This window comes from Mesorhizobium sp. YL-MeA3-2017 (assembly GCF_030814575.1).
Lineage (GTDB): Bacteria > Pseudomonadota > Alphaproteobacteria > Rhizobiales > Rhizobiaceae > Mesorhizobium > Mesorhizobium terrae.
The window spans coordinates 1,685,475-1,701,955 of record NZ_JAUSVH010000001.1 but is presented as its reverse complement, the minus strand read 5'-3'; the positions used below and the strand labels follow the sequence as shown (position 1 = coordinate 1,701,955).

15 protein-coding genes are annotated in these 16,481 nt (G+C 62.9%); 6 read left to right on the top strand and 9 right to left on the bottom strand.

Going from position 1 to position 16,481, the window contains the following annotated elements:
* Window positions 1-51: 51 nt before the first annotated feature.
* From QFZ88_RS07970 to QFZ88_RS07930, 9 genes are all read right to left on the bottom strand, one after another.
* Window positions 52-336 carry a hypothetical protein gene (locus tag QFZ88_RS07970; RefSeq protein WP_024925710.1) on the bottom strand — a complete coding sequence of 95 codons (285 nt, stop codon included), beginning with the start codon at window positions 334-336 and terminating at the stop codon, window positions 52-54.
* Between the two features lie 2 nt (window positions 337-338).
* Entirely contained in the window at window positions 339-1,052 is a 714-nt protein-coding gene (locus QFZ88_RS07965) for a hypothetical protein (protein ID WP_024925709.1), read from the bottom strand.
* A gap of 54 nt (window positions 1,053-1,106) precedes the next feature.
* Window positions 1,107-2,501, bottom strand: coding sequence for an APC family permease (locus tag QFZ88_RS07960; RefSeq protein ID WP_024925708.1), 1,395 nt, complete (start codon window positions 2,499-2,501; stop codon window positions 1,107-1,109).
* A gap of 11 nt (window positions 2,502-2,512) precedes the next feature.
* The gene (locus tag QFZ88_RS07955; protein ID WP_024925707.1) at window positions 2,513-2,680 is read right to left on the bottom strand and encodes a hypothetical protein; all 168 of its coding nucleotides are present in this window, start codon (window positions 2,678-2,680) and stop codon (window positions 2,513-2,515) included.
* Window positions 2,681-2,689: 9 nt separating this feature from the next.
* On the bottom strand, window positions 2,690-3,070 hold the full coding sequence (locus QFZ88_RS07950; protein ID WP_024925706.1) for a hypothetical protein: 381 nt from the start codon (window positions 3,068-3,070) through the stop codon (window positions 2,690-2,692).
* Window positions 3,071-3,080: 10 nt separating this feature from the next.
* A complete protein-coding gene (locus QFZ88_RS07945; protein WP_024925705.1) occupies window positions 3,081-3,398 on the bottom strand; it encodes a hypothetical protein in 318 nt (105 codons plus the stop codon).
* A 198-nt stretch (window positions 3,399-3,596) separates the two neighbouring features.
* Window positions 3,597-4,241 carry a LuxR C-terminal-related transcriptional regulator gene (locus QFZ88_RS07940; RefSeq protein WP_024925704.1) on the bottom strand — a complete coding sequence of 215 codons (645 nt, stop codon included), beginning with the start codon at window positions 4,239-4,241 and terminating at the stop codon, window positions 3,597-3,599.
* A gap of 85 nt (window positions 4,242-4,326) precedes the next feature.
* Complete coding sequence (gene glyA, locus QFZ88_RS07935) at window positions 4,327-5,631, bottom strand: serine hydroxymethyltransferase (protein WP_024925703.1); 1,305 nt, start codon at window positions 5,629-5,631, stop codon at window positions 4,327-4,329.
* 39 nt (window positions 5,632-5,670) lie between these two features.
* Complete coding sequence (locus QFZ88_RS07930; RefSeq protein ID WP_245317408.1) at window positions 5,671-8,448, bottom strand: phosphoenolpyruvate carboxylase; 2,778 nt, start codon at window positions 8,446-8,448, stop codon at window positions 5,671-5,673.
* Between the two features lie 333 nt (window positions 8,449-8,781).
* On the opposite strand from QFZ88_RS07930, the gene QFZ88_RS07925 reads away from it, so the two are divergent.
* The 6 genes from QFZ88_RS07925 to QFZ88_RS07900 all read left to right on the top strand — a co-directional run bounded on the left by QFZ88_RS07925 (window position 8,782) and on the right by QFZ88_RS07900 (window position 16,478).
* Complete coding sequence (locus QFZ88_RS07925; protein WP_024925701.1) at window positions 8,782-10,491, top strand: APC family permease; 1,710 nt, start codon at window positions 8,782-8,784, stop codon at window positions 10,489-10,491.
* Window positions 10,492-10,592: 101 nt separating this feature from the next.
* Window positions 10,593-12,308 (top strand): APC family permease, encoded by a 1,716-nt coding sequence (locus QFZ88_RS07920; RefSeq protein WP_024925700.1) that lies wholly within the window; start codon window positions 10,593-10,595, stop codon window positions 12,306-12,308.
* Window positions 12,309-12,586: 278 nt separating this feature from the next.
* A complete protein-coding gene (locus QFZ88_RS07915) occupies window positions 12,587-13,855 on the top strand; it encodes an ABC transporter substrate-binding protein (protein WP_024925699.1) in 1,269 nt (422 codons plus the stop codon).
* 72 nt (window positions 13,856-13,927) lie between these two features.
* Window positions 13,928-14,782: a sugar phosphate isomerase/epimerase family protein gene (locus QFZ88_RS07910; protein WP_024925698.1), complete on the top strand. Its 855-nt coding sequence runs from the start codon at window positions 13,928-13,930 to the stop codon at window positions 14,780-14,782.
* Complete coding sequence (locus QFZ88_RS07905; protein WP_024925697.1) at window positions 14,779-15,570, top strand: 6-phosphogluconolactonase; 792 nt, start codon at window positions 14,779-14,781, stop codon at window positions 15,568-15,570. Before QFZ88_RS07910 ends, QFZ88_RS07905 begins: the two co-directional genes overlap by 4 nt.
* Window positions 15,570-16,478 (top strand): ROK family protein, encoded by a 909-nt coding sequence (locus QFZ88_RS07900; RefSeq protein ID WP_024925696.1) that lies wholly within the window; start codon window positions 15,570-15,572, stop codon window positions 16,476-16,478. The genes QFZ88_RS07905 and QFZ88_RS07900 overlap by 1 nt, the downstream gene beginning before the upstream one ends.
* Window positions 16,479-16,481: the final 3 nt, after the last annotated feature.

Sequence of the window (16,481 nt, the reverse complement as noted above, 5' to 3'; positions counted from 1 at the left end):
AAGCCTGTCGCGCAGCGCGGCGGGCTTTTTTGATGGATAATTTGGTCGGCTCTATCGACTGCCGGATGCCCCGGCTATCCGATTGGCTGTCGTATATTTCATGCGCGCCCGGCGGTAGGCATCCGGGATCGACAGCGCCCAGACGAACAGCCCGCCGGCATGACGACCGATGAAGGATTGGTCTGGTGTCGTCGTCACGTAGGTGAGCACGGAAAAGAACAGCACGAAGAAGGCGAAGACCAATCCGCGCGGTGCTTCGCGGATGGCGACGTGGCCGGCGCCCGGCAAGACGATTGCCAGCGCCAGGACGAGATAAGGGTTGATCGTTTTTTTCATTCTCATGCCTCGATGGGCGCCAACGCACTGGCTTGCATGGTTCCGGTGCGGTCACCTGCCAGCGTCTCCGACAGCAATTGGGCTTCCGCAATGGCCGTGCGGATCAGATCGGCCGGTACCTGCTCGATCGGGAAACGGACCTGCCGCAGCACGAGATGCGCGCCACGATCACCCTCGGCGACCTGGCGGATCAGGCGCACGCCGCGCGGCGTGATGACGGCTTCCTTGACCGTGGGGTTGCGGAACAGGGCCTGGAAGATCGACGAAGCCTGTTTGATCTCGGTGGGCGTGGCGGTCCCGTCGCCGCGCAGCAGAATGGAAGCCTCGGTCTGGGGCGGTGCCAGCCATTCGGGCAAATCATGCACCATGGAATAGAATTCGGCGCCGGTCGGTCGCGACAGCGCGCCGATCGATGGCCGGGCGACAGGCTCGTGTTCGGCCAGCGTCAGCTTCAGCCAGAGTTGCGGCAGCCGCCGGCAGACCAGTGTGTCGGCAATCAATTCGATGCGGATCCGTCGCCCGTCGGAAAGGCTGCCGTCGAGGATCGGAAAACCGTCAGGGGCGGCGCGAAGCCGGCTGTTGTCGAAGAGGCCAGCCGCGGCATCGAGAAGGCGGCTGCGCTGCCGGTTGAGTCTCAGGCGGTCGCGTTGCGCGACCGCCATGAACACGGCGATAGCGGCTATTGCCAGCAGGACAAGGGCGAGGTTGTCCATCATGTTCTAATCCGACGCCGCGCGGCAAGGTTGAGCTGATCGCGCGGCGTCATGGGTTCAATACCCGCTCGGCCGCGGCCACGGCATGGTGAACTGATCACCGCGCCTGACGAAGCGATAGCGCCAGAAATGGAACCACAGCGAAGCGATGATGTAGAAGCACATCATGGCGATGAGCTGCGTGCCGTAACCGAGGAAGACCGCGACATAGGCGGTGGCGCAAAGCACCAGCAGAAGCAGCGCCGGTATTGGGTGGAACGGGTGCACATAGCCACGCTTGATGGTGTCCAGCGGCCACTTCTTGCGGAACATCACCATATTGAAGGTCATGAAGGTGTAGCCCAGCAGGCCGGACAGGATCGAGAACGTCACCACCTGATCGAGCGGGGCGCCGAGCGCGAAGATGAGCGCGATCGGGACCAGGAAGACGATCGACCGGTACGGCGTGCGGTAGGTGGGGTGCACGGCGCCGAACCAGCTTGGCAGATAGCGGTCGCGTCCCATCGAGAACCAGGCGCGGGACGCATCGTTGATGCAGCCATTGGCCGAGGCCAGCGTGGCGAAGGTTGTGCCCACGAAAAGGAGCAGCATCAGCCCGGTCGAGCCGGTGACGCGCGCCGCATCGAACAGCGGCGTGCCGGACTGGCCGAGATATTCCCACGGGATCAAGCCAGAACAGACATACCAGGTCAGGGTCGCCGCGATCAGCAGCGTCATGATGCCGGCCATTGTGCCGTAGGGCAGCGAGCGCGCCGGCGAACGCACTTCCTCGGCCGCCTGGCAGGTGCCCTCGATGCCGAGATAATACCAGAGGCCGAAATGCAGGGCCGCGACGATGCCGACCCAGCCATAGGGCAGGGGATCGCTGGTGATCGCCGAGAAATCCAGCGGGACGGCCGAGGCGCCGAACTGCACCGAAAGGAACAGCACGATGATCGACACGAAGGCGATCGCGGTGATGACGAGGTTGAATGTCAGCGTTGCCAGCACGCCGCGATAATTCAGCCATGCCAGGAACATCACGGCGAGGATGATGAAGGGCTTCTGGTTGAGGCCGGAATGACCCTGCATGCCGGCCACGGTGTCGAGCAGGAAGCCGACGGTGATGGCGTTGGCGGCTTCCAGCATGGTGTAGGCCATGACCAGGAAAAGACCGACATTGAAGGCCATCAACGGCCCGACGATATGCTTGGCCTGGGCGTACTGGCCACCGGCGGCCGCGACCGTCGAGGTTACTTCGGAATCGATCATCGCCACGCAGGTATAAAGCAGGCCGGCCACCCAGCAGGCGACAAGGCCGGCGATCATGCCGCCTTTGCCGACCGAGAAGTTCCAGCCCATATATTCGCCGACCAGAACGATGCCGACGCCCAGGGCCCAGACATGGGCCGGACCCAGCACGCGCAGCAGTTGGAGCCGCTCCGGCGCGGCGGTTGAAGTCACGTTTGCCATCGCCGTTTCCCTCAGATCGTGTGACGTTCGGCCGTGGCCTCGATCTCGCCTTCGCGCGAAGAGGTCAGCAGATCGTTGTCATAGGTGGTATCGACCCTGATCAGGTCGATGAGCATCAAGGCGCCGAACAGTGCGGACAGCGCCCAGGCGGCGTATTCGAGAATGTTCCAGGTATCCATCGCGCGCTCCTATCGTTTCGGGCCGAAGCGTTCTTCGATGACTTCGCGGTATTCCCTGTCCGACAACCGCACGACCATCACGAAATAGCCGATGACGAGAACGGCCATGACGGCCAGCGCCACCCAGCTGAAGGAATAGTCGAAGCGGGCGGTGACGATGTCGCTGGCGGCTGCAGGGTCGGTAATGCCGAGCGCCGCCCATTGCTGTTGTTCGGTGGCGTTCTGGCCAAGCGCCTCCCAGGTCGGGTTGGCGATCGGCTGCGGCGTCTTCGCAGCACCCGCAAGGCCCAGATAGAGCGGGATATAGAGTGCGCCGACGGTGAGCAGGAGAAGGATGAAGACGTCGAAAACCTGTCCAGTCAGGCTCTGTTTCGGAGGTTTGTAAGCCATCGTTTTCTCCTCAGCCGCGTCGCTTGCGCATCTCGTCGAGATGCTTCAGGTCGAGCCCGTAGATGAAATGCTTGTCGTCGCCATAGTGGCGCAGCATGGCGATGATGGCCGCGGTGTTCAGAGCAAGAACAAGGGCTGCGGCTATCGCCAGGATCGCCCGGATCCCCGGCACGGTGATGTATGGCCAGACGGTAAACAGCGTGAACAGCATCGCGATCCACGTTGCCGCCACAAAGGCGACCGCACCCATGCGGTCGCGGCCATGCATCTTGTCTATACGTTCGTCAAAGGTGGTTGAACCAGCATGCTGGCTTGATGTCGCATCCATCTTCCCCTCCATGAGGCTGCGCGACTGCGGGGCATTGTTGTTGATTTTGCAGAAAACTATTTGCCCAAGGGGAATATTGAGAAACTGCGACAAACTGTCAAGGAAAAGCGCATGTTGCGACGCACCACTTCGCCATTGCACTGCGAAGGGTGGCGCTTACAGTTCAGTCGGAGGGGGCGTGAAGCGGCGCCGGGGCTGCTACGAGCCGATATGGGTGCCGCGATTCCTTTCGCTGGCGAACAATGCGACAGCCATGGCGCGATTGCGGACATCCAGCTTGTCGTAAAGGTTCTTCAGGTGATATTTCACCGTGTTTTCCGAAATTCCGGTGCGCGTGGCGATCTGCAAATTGGTCCAGCCGTCGGCCAGAACAGCCAGCAGTTCGCGTTCCCGTGGGGTCAGCCGCGACAATGGCGTGTCGTTGATGCGCGAGACGTCAACATAGGGGATGCAGATGCGGCCATGGGCGACCGCGATCAGCGTATCGAACAGGATTGCCGGGTCGTCGAACTGGTAGCAGAAGCCTTGCACGCCAAGGCGCACGCATTGCTTGAGGATGGCGATGTCGTGGTCATTGGAAAAGATGACGACGCGGGCGTGCAGGTTGCGTTTTTGCAGTTCCGCCAGAACGCCGCTGCCGTCCATGTCCGATAGTTTCCAGCCGAGAACGGCGAGGTCGAAACCTGGTTCTCCACCAGAGACCGCTGCGAGAAACGCCTCGCCACCCTGCACGGCGCCGACGAGATCGAAGCGGTCATCACGCCGGATCATGTCGCCCAGCGCCGCAACGACGAGCGGGTTGCGTTCCGCGATCAGGACCCTGAACTTCTTCTCTTCCGTCATGGGCGTGACATCGGTCTCCCAACCCGGATGCTGAACTTTCCATACAGCGGTCATCGGCTTCACGTGGGCTCCAGCGCGACCTAAATTAGTCGTAGATCGGGAATCGCCGCACCAGGGCTTCAACTTCCTCGCGCACTTCCGCTTCGATTTTGCCGTTGGCGTCCTCGCCATTGGCGGCCAGTCCGTCGATCACCCGCATGGTCAGTTGTCCAACCTGCCGGAATTCATCCGCACGGAAACCGCGCGTGGTGCAGGCCGGCGTGCCCAGCCGGACGCCGGAAGTCACGGCGGGTCCCTGCGGGTCGAACGGAATGCCGTTTTTATTGCAGGTGATATGCGCGCGCCCGAGTGCCGCTTCCACGGCCTTGCCGGTCAGGTTCTTGCGTCTCAGGTCCACCAGCATCAGATGCGTATCGGTACCGCCCGACACGATATCGACACCACCCGATGCCAGGGTTTGCGCAAGCGCCTTGGCATTGTCGACGACATTGGCGGCGTAGGTCTTGAACTCCGGTGCCAGCGCCTCGCCAAAGGCCACCGCCTTGGCGGCGATGACATGCATCAGCGGTCCGCCCTGCAGGCCGGGGAACACCGCCGAATTGACCTTCTTGGAGATCTCCTCGTCGTTGGTGAGCACCATGCCGCCGCGCGGGCCGCGCAAGGTTTTGTGGGTGGTGGTGGTCACGACATGCGCGTGGTCGAGCGGGTTCGGGTGGACGCCGCCGGCGACCAGACCGGCGAAATGCGCCATGTCGACGAACAGCTTGGCGCCGACCTCGTCGGCGATCTCGCGGAATGCCTTGAAGTCGATGAAGCGCGGATAGGCCGAGCCACCGGCCAGAAGCACCTTCGGCCGATGCTGGCGGGCAAGGTCGCGCACCTCGTCGAGGTCGATGCGCTGGTCCTGCGGACGCACGCCATAAGAAACGACCTTGAACCACTTGCCGGACTGATTGACAGGCGAGCCGTGGGTCAGGTGACCACCGGCGGCGAGGTTCAATCCCATGAAGGTATCGCCCGGCTGCATCAGCGCCATGAACACCGACTGGTTGGCCTGGCTGCCGGAATGCGGTTGCACATTGGCGAAAGCGCAGCCGAACAGTTGCCGGGCCCGCTCGCGCGCCAGTTCCTCGACCTCGTCGACATATTGGCAACCGCCATAATAACGACGACCCGGATAGCCCTCGGCGTATTTGTTGGTCAGAACCGAACCCTGGGCCTCTAGCACCGCCTTCGAGACGATGTTCTCGGAAGCGATCAGCTCGATTTCGTCGCGCTGCCTGCCCAGTTCGCGCGCCATGGCTGCACTGACGGCCGGGTCGGTTGTGGCGACGCTAGCGCGAAAGAACTGGCCGAGATTGCCGAGGCCCGGTCGCTGGGGGATGTTCATGCGTCCAATCCTTTCCGGCGCTGGGCGCCTGTCCCGTCTCTACCCTGTCCAGCCGAGGCCGGAGGATATGCAATTGATCGAGAGCAGAAGTGCGTTGATCGGGCGCCGCGACGCCGAAGCGTTTGCGGCCTGATCGCGCACTTCTCGCAACAGTTTCACCTGGAGCGCGTGGATGCTGTCCATTTCCGGCCGCAAACGGTCGAAATTGCGCTTGAAAGCGGGGAAGCGTGTCGAAAAGTCGGTATTGCCGACGATCTCGCGAACCATACGGCTGGTGAGTTCGTATTCGGCTTCGATCTTTCCGAAGATGCGCCTGCCGGTCTCGCGCTCGACGACGAGCCCGGAATAGAGCCGGCCTACTTCGAGGTCGGCCTGGTAGAGCGTCTTGTCGACCTCATCGATGATCAGGCGAAAGAAGCGGGAGCGTTCGAACATCTGGCGAAGCAGGTCGCGGCCGGCCTCGCCACGAACGGCGATGAAGGAATTGATCGCGCTGCCGATGCCATACCAGCCCGTCAAAAGATGGCGGTTCTGGCTCCAGGCGAAGACCCAGGGAATGGCGCGCAGATCGCTGATGTCGCGGGCGCCGAAACGGCGTGCCGGCCGCGAGCCGATCTTGAGCAGCGACAATTCCTCGACCGGGCTCGCCTGGTTGAAATAGTCGATGAAGCCGGGCTCGTTGATGAGGCTGACATAAGAAGCCAGCGACATGCCGGTGAGCGCCTCCAGAGCCTCCTCGAATTCCGGAACGTCCTTCAGCTCGGCCTCGTTGGGCGATTTGACGCTGTGCGCGAAAACGCTGGCGGCGAGAATTTCGAGCTGGTGCAGGCCGGTGCCCCGGTTGGCGAATTTGGAGGAAACGACCTCGCCCTGTTCCGTGACGCGCATGGAACCGTCGATCGTGCCCGCCGGTTGCGCGGCGATTGCCCTGCCGGTCGGCGCGCCACCACGACTGACCGAGCCGCCGCGCCCGTGGAAGAAGGAGATGCGGATCTTGTTCTTCTTGCCGAGCTTCGTGAGCTGCTTCTGCGCCTTGCTCAGTTCCCAGTTGGCCGCCAGGAAACCGCCATCCTTGTTGGAGTCGGAATAGCCCAGCATGATTTCCTGGCGATTGCCGAAGTCGCGGATCGAGCGGCGAACGACGGAAATCCCAAGAAGCTGGTCGATGATCGCGGGTGCCGCGCGCAGGTCGGCGATCGTCTCGAACAGCGGCACGATCCGCAGGTTGATTGTGCCGCTGCCATCCGGGGCCGTAGCCAGACCGCAGAACTGCGCAAGCAGATAGACGGCGAGGATGTCGTCGACCGATTGCGTCATCGACAGGATGAACGCGCCGACCGCGCCGCTCTTGTCGGTGGAGGCCTCGCGGATCACGTCGAACAAAGCGAGCAACTCGCGTGTTTCTTCCGACAGGCGGGTGCGGTCGAGGCTAGGGTCGAGGCGCTCACCTCTGCGGATGGCGTCGCGGATGCGCCCGGACCAGCGCGGCGAAACCGCGGTGACCGGTTCGGCTTTTGGGTCGATGACGGTGAACAGTTCGGCAAGGGTCCGGTTCACCACCGTCGAATTCTGCCGGATGTCCAGAGCAACGGTGCGGAAGCCGAAACTCTCGATTTGTTGCAGCAGCGGCCGGACAAGGCGCTGTGCCATCACCTTGCCACCGATTTTCAAAAGCGTATCGGAAAGGCATTCCAGATCGGTCCGGAAGGCCTCTGCATTGGGGTAGGGAACGCCGTTGCCCTTGCCCAGCATCGCCTCCAAACGCCGCAGCATGGCGGCGGTGAATTGGCGCAGCGGCTCGTCGACATTGCGTTGGGCGATCGCCTCGGCGCATCCGCTTGCATGCAGAATGCCCGCCAGGGCGGGAGCGAAATCGTCCGGTATGTCGACGACATTGGCGCTGACGCTCAGCATGGTCGTCAACCGGCGGACCTGGCCAAGATACCACCTGATCGCCGCATTGCGGTTTTCGGCCAGCGCATAGGCGGTCGTTTGCGCGGTGACGTTCGGGTTTCCATCGCGGTCGCCGCCGATCCAGGACGCAAAGCGCATGAAGGACGGAACGGCAAGCGCGTAGTCCGGGAAGTGCCGCTTCAAGGCGCCCTCGACGAGGTCGTAGAGCTGCGGTGTGGTCTCGAACAGAACCTCCCGGAAGAAATGCAGGCCCCAGGCGATCTCCCGCTCGACGGACGGGCGCTCGAGCCTGAGTTCGCCGGTCATCCACAAGAGTTCGATCTCGCTCTTGAGATCGCAGACGAGCAGATCGTGCTCGCGCGGCGCCCAGCGCTGCTGCCCGATCTCCGTCAGTTTGCGATAGATGCGGCGATGGATTTGAAGGACCGTGACCCGCTTGGCTTCGGTCGGGTGCGCGGTCATGGTCGGGCCGACGCACAGACCGTCCAGAGCCTCCTGCACGGCTTCGGCGGAATAGCCCTCGGCAGCGATCTCGCCGACGACATTGGAAAAAGAGCCCACCACGTCGTCGGGATTTCCCGACTGTTCGGTTTCGCGGCGGGTGCGCATCGCCTGAAGTTCGTTGGAAATGGCGATCAGCTGAAACCAGATGCCTGTCGCCTGCAGTGCCGGGATGCGGAGTTCCCCGGGCAGCGTATCGAGCGACGCGCGACCCAGCAAAACTTCGGCGATCTCCGGTTCACGGGCCCTGACGACCGAAACGAGCAGCTCAAACAGCAACTCGCGCACGTCGTTGCGAGAGACGAGGGGCTTGCCATCCTCCACCGCTACGATGGGCACGTCTTTCCAGGACGTGCGGATTTGCGCTGATCCGAGAATGTCCGTTGCCTCCTCAACAAACACTGGCGATAAATTCCTATCATGAATGTTTTTTTCATAATAGTGCTTTGCAAGCATAAGCCATTCGCCGGCGTTGAAAACGCCTGGACGGGTAGAATCCTCGCCCGTTCGGGTAGTGCGGAGATTGGGCGAAAGAGCGAGATTTTGACGCCAAAGTCGCAATCCGGGGCCTAAAAACTAACATTTTGCCGGGTTCGCTAAAATCGCTTGACGGCGATAGGGATTCCGATGATCTTCACTTGTGGGAAACAAATAAGACTAAGCGGAAACCCGCTACGCATAACCCGCAATGTCGGGACGTCCGTGACGGGACAGTCAACAATGGGAAACCTAGCCATGAGTGCCATGGAAGATACCTACGTGGCGGAAGCCAGCGGGAACCTGCGTCGAACCATCGATTGGCGCGGCGCATTCTGGGTCGCCAGCGGCGTGCCGCCGCTGGTTCTGTTTTCGATCGGCGGCATCGCCGGCGTCGGCGGCAACATCGCCTTCGCGGTCTGGACGCTGTCCATCCTGATGGGCTTCATCCAGTCATTCACCTATGCCGAAATCGCCGGCCTGTTCCCGAATAAATCGGGCGGCGCGTCGGTTTATGGGGCAACCGCGTGGTTGCGTTATTCGAAGTTCATCGCGCCGCTGTCGGTGTGGTGCAACTGGTTCGCCTGGTCGCCGGTGCTGTCGCTCGGCTGTTCAATCGCCGCCGCCTATATCCTCAACGCGCTGGCGCCGATCCCGGGCTTCACCGAAACCTCACCGGAAGTGGTGGCCTATCTTGCCGCGCATGCCGGCACGAGCGCCGCAGATGCGGTGACGGCGGTGACCGCCGCAGCCACACCTGCGATCCGCAGCTGGACGCTCTACACCCATGCGCTCGGTCCGGTCTCGTTCTCGCTCAACGCGACGTTCTGGATCGGCGCGGTGCTGATGCTGATTACCTTCGCCGTGCAGCATCGTGGCATCCTCAGCACCGCAAACGTGCAGAAGGTCGTCGGTCTTCTCGTCATCGTGCCGCTGCTGATCGTCGGCATTGTGCCGATCCTGACCGGCCAGATCAACTGGGCGAACTACTCGCCGTTCGTTCCGCTTGCCGCCGCCTACGCCCCGGCGCCCGGTGCCTGGAACATAGCCGGCTGGACCCTGGTGCTTGGCGCCATGTTCATCGCGGCCTGGTCGACCTATGGGTTCGAGACGGCCGTCTGCTACACGCGCGAATTCAAGAACCCGGAGACGGACACGTTCAAGGCCATCTTCTATTCAGGCCTTCTGTGCGTGCTGCTCTACATCCTGGTTCCGTTCACCTTCCAGGGTGTGTTGGGCCTCAACGGCATGCTGGCCACGCCGATCGTCGACGGCTCAGGCGTCGCCGATGCGCTCGCCACGATGGTCGGTGGGGGCGGCATCGTCAAAACGCTGCTGATCATGCTGATGATCCTGGCGCTGCTGCTGGCGATCATGACGGCCATGGCCGGCTCCTCGCGCACGCTTTATCAGGGTTCGGTCGACGGCTGGCTGCCGAAATACCTCAGCCACGTCAACGATCACGGCGCGCCGACGCGGGCGATGTGGACCGACCTCGTCTTCAATCTGCTCCTGCTGGCGATCGCCGCCGCCGACGCCACCAGCTTCTTCTTCATCCTGGCCGTCGCCAATTGCGGCTACATCATCTTCAACTTCCTCAACCTCAATGCCGGCTGGATCCACCGCATCGACAATGGCCACATCAAGCGGCCGTGGCGGGCGCCGACCTGGCTGATCACGGCGGGTGCGGTGTTCGCCTTCGTCAACGCCGTGTTCATGGGCGCCGGTGCCAAGGTATGGAACCCGATGGCGCTCTGGGCGGGGCTGTTCACGGCGGCGCTGATCCTACCGGTGTTCTGCTTCCGCCACTACGTTCAGGACGGCGGCAAGTTCCCCGATCACATGCTGGACGATCTCGGCATGAGCGAAAGCAGCCTGCGCGAGCGCAAGGCGGGCGCATTGCCTTACGTGACGCTGATCGCAGGTCTGATCGTGGTGCTGATCGCCAACTGGTACTTCGTGCTCTGACCGAGGACTGACCACTGATCCCGCGCGGCCTCGATGGTCGCGCGGGGTTCTCCATAACAACCAGGGGAAGTGCTCCACGGAGCCGCAGGGGAAGCCGAGCCATGACGACGACAACTGACATTGCAGCCCATGCCGGAGATGGTCAGCTCCATCGTTCCATCGACTGGCGCGGGGCATTCTGGGTGGCCAGCGGCGTGCCGGCGCTGGTGCTGTTTTCCATCGGCGGTATCGCCGGAACGGTCGGCACACCCGCCTATCTGATCTGGACGGCCTCCATCATCCTCGGCCTGATCCAGTCTTTCACCTATGCCGAGATCGCCGGCCTGTTTCCGTCGAAATCGGGCGGCGCGTCTGTCTATGGAGCCACCGCCTGGCTGCGCTATTCGAAGTTCATCGCGCCGCTGTCGGTGTGGTGCAACTGGCTGGCCTGGACACCCGTGCTGTCGCTCGGCTGCTCGATTGCCGCCGCCTACATCTTGAATGCCCTGGCGCCGATCCCCGCCTTCACGGAAACCTCTCCGCAGGTTGCAACCTGGCTCGCCGATCCGGCCAATGTCGGCAAGACGGCGGCCGACGCCATCACGGTGCTGACAGGCGCGGCGACGCCGGCCATCCGCAACTGGTCGCTGTTCCATGGCACGCTGGGGCCGGTGAGCTTTTCGCTGAACGCCATCTTCTTCATCGGCGTCGTCCTGATGCTGATCACCTTCGCCATCCAGCATCGCGGCATTCTCGGCACGGCCAGCGTGCAGAAATACATCGGGCTGCTGGTCATCATTCCGATGCTGATCGTCGGCGTCGTGCCGATCATCACCGGCCAGATCAACTGGGCGAACTATTCGCCGCTCGTGCCGCTGGCTGCTGCCTACGCCCCGGCGCCTGGCGCCTGGAACGTCGCGGGATGGACCCTCGTGCTCGGCGGCATGTTCATTGCCGCTTGGTCGGCCTACGCTTTCGAAACCGCGATCTGCTACACTAGCGAATTCAAGAATCCGGGCCGCGACACGGTGCGGGCGATCTTCTATTCGGGCCTTCTTTGCCTGGCGCTCTACACGCTGGTGCCGTTCACCTTCCAGGGTGTGCTCGGGCTCAACGGCATGCTGGCCACGCCGATTGTCGATGGCTCCGGCGTCGCCGACGCCATGGCCAGGATGGTTGGCGGTTCGGGCTTCATCACCTCGATCATGGTGATGCTGATGATCCTCGCCCTGATGCTGTCGATCATGACGGCAATGGCCGGGTCGTCGCGCACCCTCTATCAGGGTTCGGTCGATGGCTGGCTGCCCCGCTACCTCAATCACGCCAACGAGCATGGCGCACCGACACGCGCGATGTGGACCGACCTGACCTTCAACGTTTTCCTGCTCGCGGTTGCGGCGGCCGATGCCACCAGCTTCTTCTTCGTGCTGGCCGTGTCGAACTGCGGCTACATCATCTTCAACTTCCTCAACCTCAATGCGGGCTGGATTCATCGCATCGACAACGGCCACATCAAGCGGCCGTGGAAAGCACCGACGATCCTGATCGCGGTCGGGGCCGTTCTTTCCTATGTCAACGCCATGTTCATGGGCGCCGGCGCCAAGGTGTGGAATCCCTGGGCGCTGTGGGCCGGCTTCATCGCGGCCGCGCTCATCATTCCGGTATTCTGCTTCCGCCACTATGTGCAGGACGGCGGCAGGTTCCCCGAACATATGCTCGACGACCTCGGCATCGCCCAAGAAGACCTGAAGGTGAGGAAGGCCGGCATCTTGCCCTATCTCACCCTGATCGCCGGTGCCGCCGTGGTGCTCGCCGCCAACTGGTTCTTCGTCATCTGAGCTTTCGGCTGGCGGCGGGCGGGACCCGTCGCCAGCCATCTCCGCTCGACATCTCCCCCATCGCTGAAATCGCCCAACGCGGACCGCTGCACGATATCTGGCGTCAGGGATCGGCCGTGCAACGTCGTGCATTCAAGACCGATTTCGGACGCGGTTCGATCATCCTGTGCCATAAATCCAGTGAGTGGATTTATGGCTTGATAAATCCACTCACTGGATTTACCTTGGCGGCCGCCGTGTGAGGACGGCGGTCAGTTTAGGGTTGGGAGGAGGATTTCATGAAGCATGTCTGGGGTGCCGCCGCATTGGCGGTTTCGCTGTTTGCCGCCGCGCCGTCATGGGCCGAGACGGTGTCGCTGTTCTGCTCGTCTTCGGGTGCCGAATATGAACTCTGCAAGAACGGTGCCGAGGCCTGGGCCAAGAAAACCGGCAACGAGGTCAAGATCAACAAGATGCCAGCCGCGTGGGACGAGGCGCTGCCGCTTTACCAGCAGCTTCTCTCCGCCCAATCGCAGGATGCCGACGTGCTTCTGCTCGACGTCGTCTGGATCGGCCTGCTGCAGAACCATCTGCTCGATCTTTCCGCCGTGCTGCCGAAGGAAGACATCGCCGCCAATTTCCCGTCGACGGTCGCCGCCGGCACGGTCAACGGCAAGTTCGTGGCCCAGCCCTGGTACACCGACACCGGCCTGATGTTCTATCGCAGGGACCTTCTGGAAAAATACAAGAAGCCGGTGCCGAAGACCTGGGCGGAATTCACGGAAACGGCCAAGGCCGTTCAGGATGGCGAGCGCGCCGCCGGCAACAAGGACATGTGGGGTTTCGCCTGGCAGGGCAAGTCGTATGAAGGCCTGACCTGCGATGCCATCGAATGGGTGAGCAGCTTCGACGGCGGCACCATCGTCGACGACAAGGGCAACATCACCATCGACAATGCTGGTGCCGCCGCGGCGCTCAAGCAGGCGCATGGCTGGGTCAACACGATCAGCCCGCAGGGCGTGCTGAACTACGATGAAGAGTCCTCGCGCAGCGTCTTCGAGGCTGGAAATGCCGTCTTCCTGCGCAACTGGGCTTATGTGTGGGGTACCTCGCAGGGCAAGGATCAGCCGCTGGTCGGCAAGGTCGGTGTCGCCGCGTTGCCGGTCGGCAAGGATGGCGCCAAGTCCAGCGGCTGCATGGGCACCGCCCATCTCGGCATCTCCAAATACACCAAGCACAAGGATGCCGCCGTCAGCCTGTTGAGCTTCATGGCCGGTAAGGACGAGCAGAAGCGCCGCGCCATCGAGGGAGCGTACAATCCGACGATCGCCTCGCTCTACGACGATGCCGATGTGCTGAAGGCTTTGCCTTTCCTCAAGGATGCGCAGACGGCTTTCGCCGACAGCGTCGCACGCCCCTCGGCGGTGACCGGCTCCGGCTACAATCGTGTCTCGCAGGCCTTCTACAAGGCCGTGCACGGCGTTCTGGCCGGAGAGGAGCAGCCGGAAGCGGCGCTGAAGGCGCTGGCGGCCGATCTCGAGACCATCAAGAAGCGCGGCAAGTGGTAACACGAACCGTGTGACGGCCGGCGCGCTCCTCCCTGCGCGCCGGCAATCCTTTTCAAACAGCAAGAGATCAGCATGCAAATCGGCAATGCGCCCTGTTCCTGGGGCGTCTTTTATCCCACTGGCAACAGCATCAACGCTGAGGGCTACCTCGATGCGGTGGCGCGCGCGGGCTATCGCGTCACGGAACTGGGGCCGCTCGGCTTCCTGCCAACCGACACTGGACAACTCGCCGACGCGCTTGCCGCACGTGACCTGACGCTGGCCGGTGCTGCCCATGTGCATGTCCTGGCCGAACCGGGATCATGGCCCGTGCTGAAGACGGCACTCGACAGCCTCGGCCCTATACTCGCCAAGCTGAATGCACCCAACCTGATCCTGATGGACGAAAGCGAATGGTATCCGGCCGACAGGCCGGGCGTCGTCGATGAAACAGGCTGGAAGACCATGATCGCCCATGTGCGTGATGCCCAGCATCATGTCGCCGAGACCTATGGTGTCAAGCTGACCTTCCATCCGCATGTCGGCACTTGCGTGGAGCGGGAAGCGCAGATCGATCGCCTGCTTGACGAAACGGATGTCGATTTGTGTTTCGACACCGGCCACCACGCCTTCTGGGATCAGGACCCCATCGCTTATATGCGCAAGGTCTGGGACCGGATCGGCTTCATGCATCTGAAGAATGTCGACGCCAAGGTCCGCGCGCGCGTGCTGGCGGGTGAGTTGGGGCCGAACGAGTCCTTCGCAGCCGGCGTGATGTGCCCGCTGCCGGACGGCGTTGTCGACATCCCCGCGGTGATCGCGCTGCTCAAGGAGAAGGGCTACTCGGGCCCGTGCATCGTCGAACAGGATCCGAGCGAGGATGCCGCTGAGACACCCGAGGCGCTTGCCGCCCGCAATCGTATCTATCTGGAAGGGCTGCTGGCATGAGCGCGATCAAACCACAGGTCTTCGACAATGCCGAAACGCTCGGTGACGCATTCGCCGCTCGGCTGCTTGGCATGATCGCGGACGCGGCTTCGGCCGGTCGAGATTTTCTCCTCGGCTGTCCCGGCGGACGTTCGCCACGCCCGGCCTATCAGGCGATGGGACATATGCTTGCCGCCGCGCCGCAGGACATCAGCCACGTCACCATCGTCATGATGGACGACTATCTGGTGGAGACGTCGGCAGGCCTGGACCATGTTTCGGTCGACAGCCATTTCTCCTGCCGGCGTTTTGCTTATGAAGAGATCGTCGGCGTCTTGAACGCCGCTCTGCCGGAGAATTTTCGCATTCCGGCCGAACAGATCTGGTTCCCCGACCCGAAAGATCCCGCGGCCTACGATGCCCGGATCGAGGCGGCGGGCGGCATCGATCTGTTCATCCTGGCATCGGGCGCGAGCGACGGCCATGTCGCCTTCAATCCTCGCGGCAGCGGACGGTGGAGCCGCACGCGCGTGGTGCCGCTGGCTGAGGAAACGCGCCGCGACAACATGAAGACTTTTCCGGACTTTCGGTCGCTCGACGAAGTGCCGGGCTTTGGCGTCACCGTCGGCATCGATACGATTGCAAGGCTGTCCAAGGCTGCGGTGATGATCGTCTGGGGCGATGGCAAACGCCTGGCCTTTGACCGGCTGACGTCGGTGCCCGACTACGATCCCGACTGGCCGGCGAGCGTGGTGGCTGCCTGCCGCGCCGGCGAGATCCTGGCTGACAGGGCGGCGGCCCAAGACTGATGCGCGCAGCCATTGGCATTGACATAGGCGGCACCAAGATCGCCGGCGGCCTGGTCGATCTAACCGTTGGCACTCTGGTCGACCAGGCCGAACTGCCCACGCCTCACGGGCAGGGGGCCGATGCGATCCTTGCGGTCGCGGCCGATATTGCGGAGCGCATGCAACGCAGCGCCGAGGCGAAAGGCATCGCTTCGGCCGGCATTGGCATCGGCCTGCCGGAATTGGTCGGCCTCGACGGTGTTCCGGCCAGCAGCTGGATCGCGGACTGGAGCCAAAGCGACATCGCCAGAGCCTTTGCCGGCCACGGTCCCGTTGCCGTCGACAGCGACGTACGTGTCGCAACGCTCGCCGAACTGCACTACGGCCACGGCAAGGCGTTGCCCAGCTTCGTCTTCGTCTCGGCGGGAACGGGTCTCAGCTTTGCAAGCTGCGTCGGCGGCATCGTCCAGCGCGGCGCCAATGGCTTTGCCATCCACTTCGCCTCAAGCGAACTGGTTGCGTTCGACGGTGTTTCCGGCCGGCGTGCGGACTTCGTGCTGGAATCCTTCGCCTCCGGCCTCGGCATGGCGCGTGTCTACAAGGCACGCACGGGACGGACGGCAACGGCACGCGATATCGTCGAAGGCCGCGCTGGCTCGGAAGGCGCGCAATTGCTTGACGAGGCGACGACGGCGCTGGCCAGCTATCTTGGTCAGATGATCAACATGATCGACCCGCATGGCGTCGTCATCGGCGGCGGCCTCGGCACGGCGCAGCCTTATTTCGACAGGCTTCGGTCGAAGGTTCCGACCTATGTTTGGGCCGAAGCCTGCCGGGGGCTGCCCGTTCTGGCGAGCGCGCTCGGGTCTGCTGCCGGCGTGATCGGTGCCGCCGCGCTGCACGCGGACAAGAATTCAGCTGGGGAATGAAAC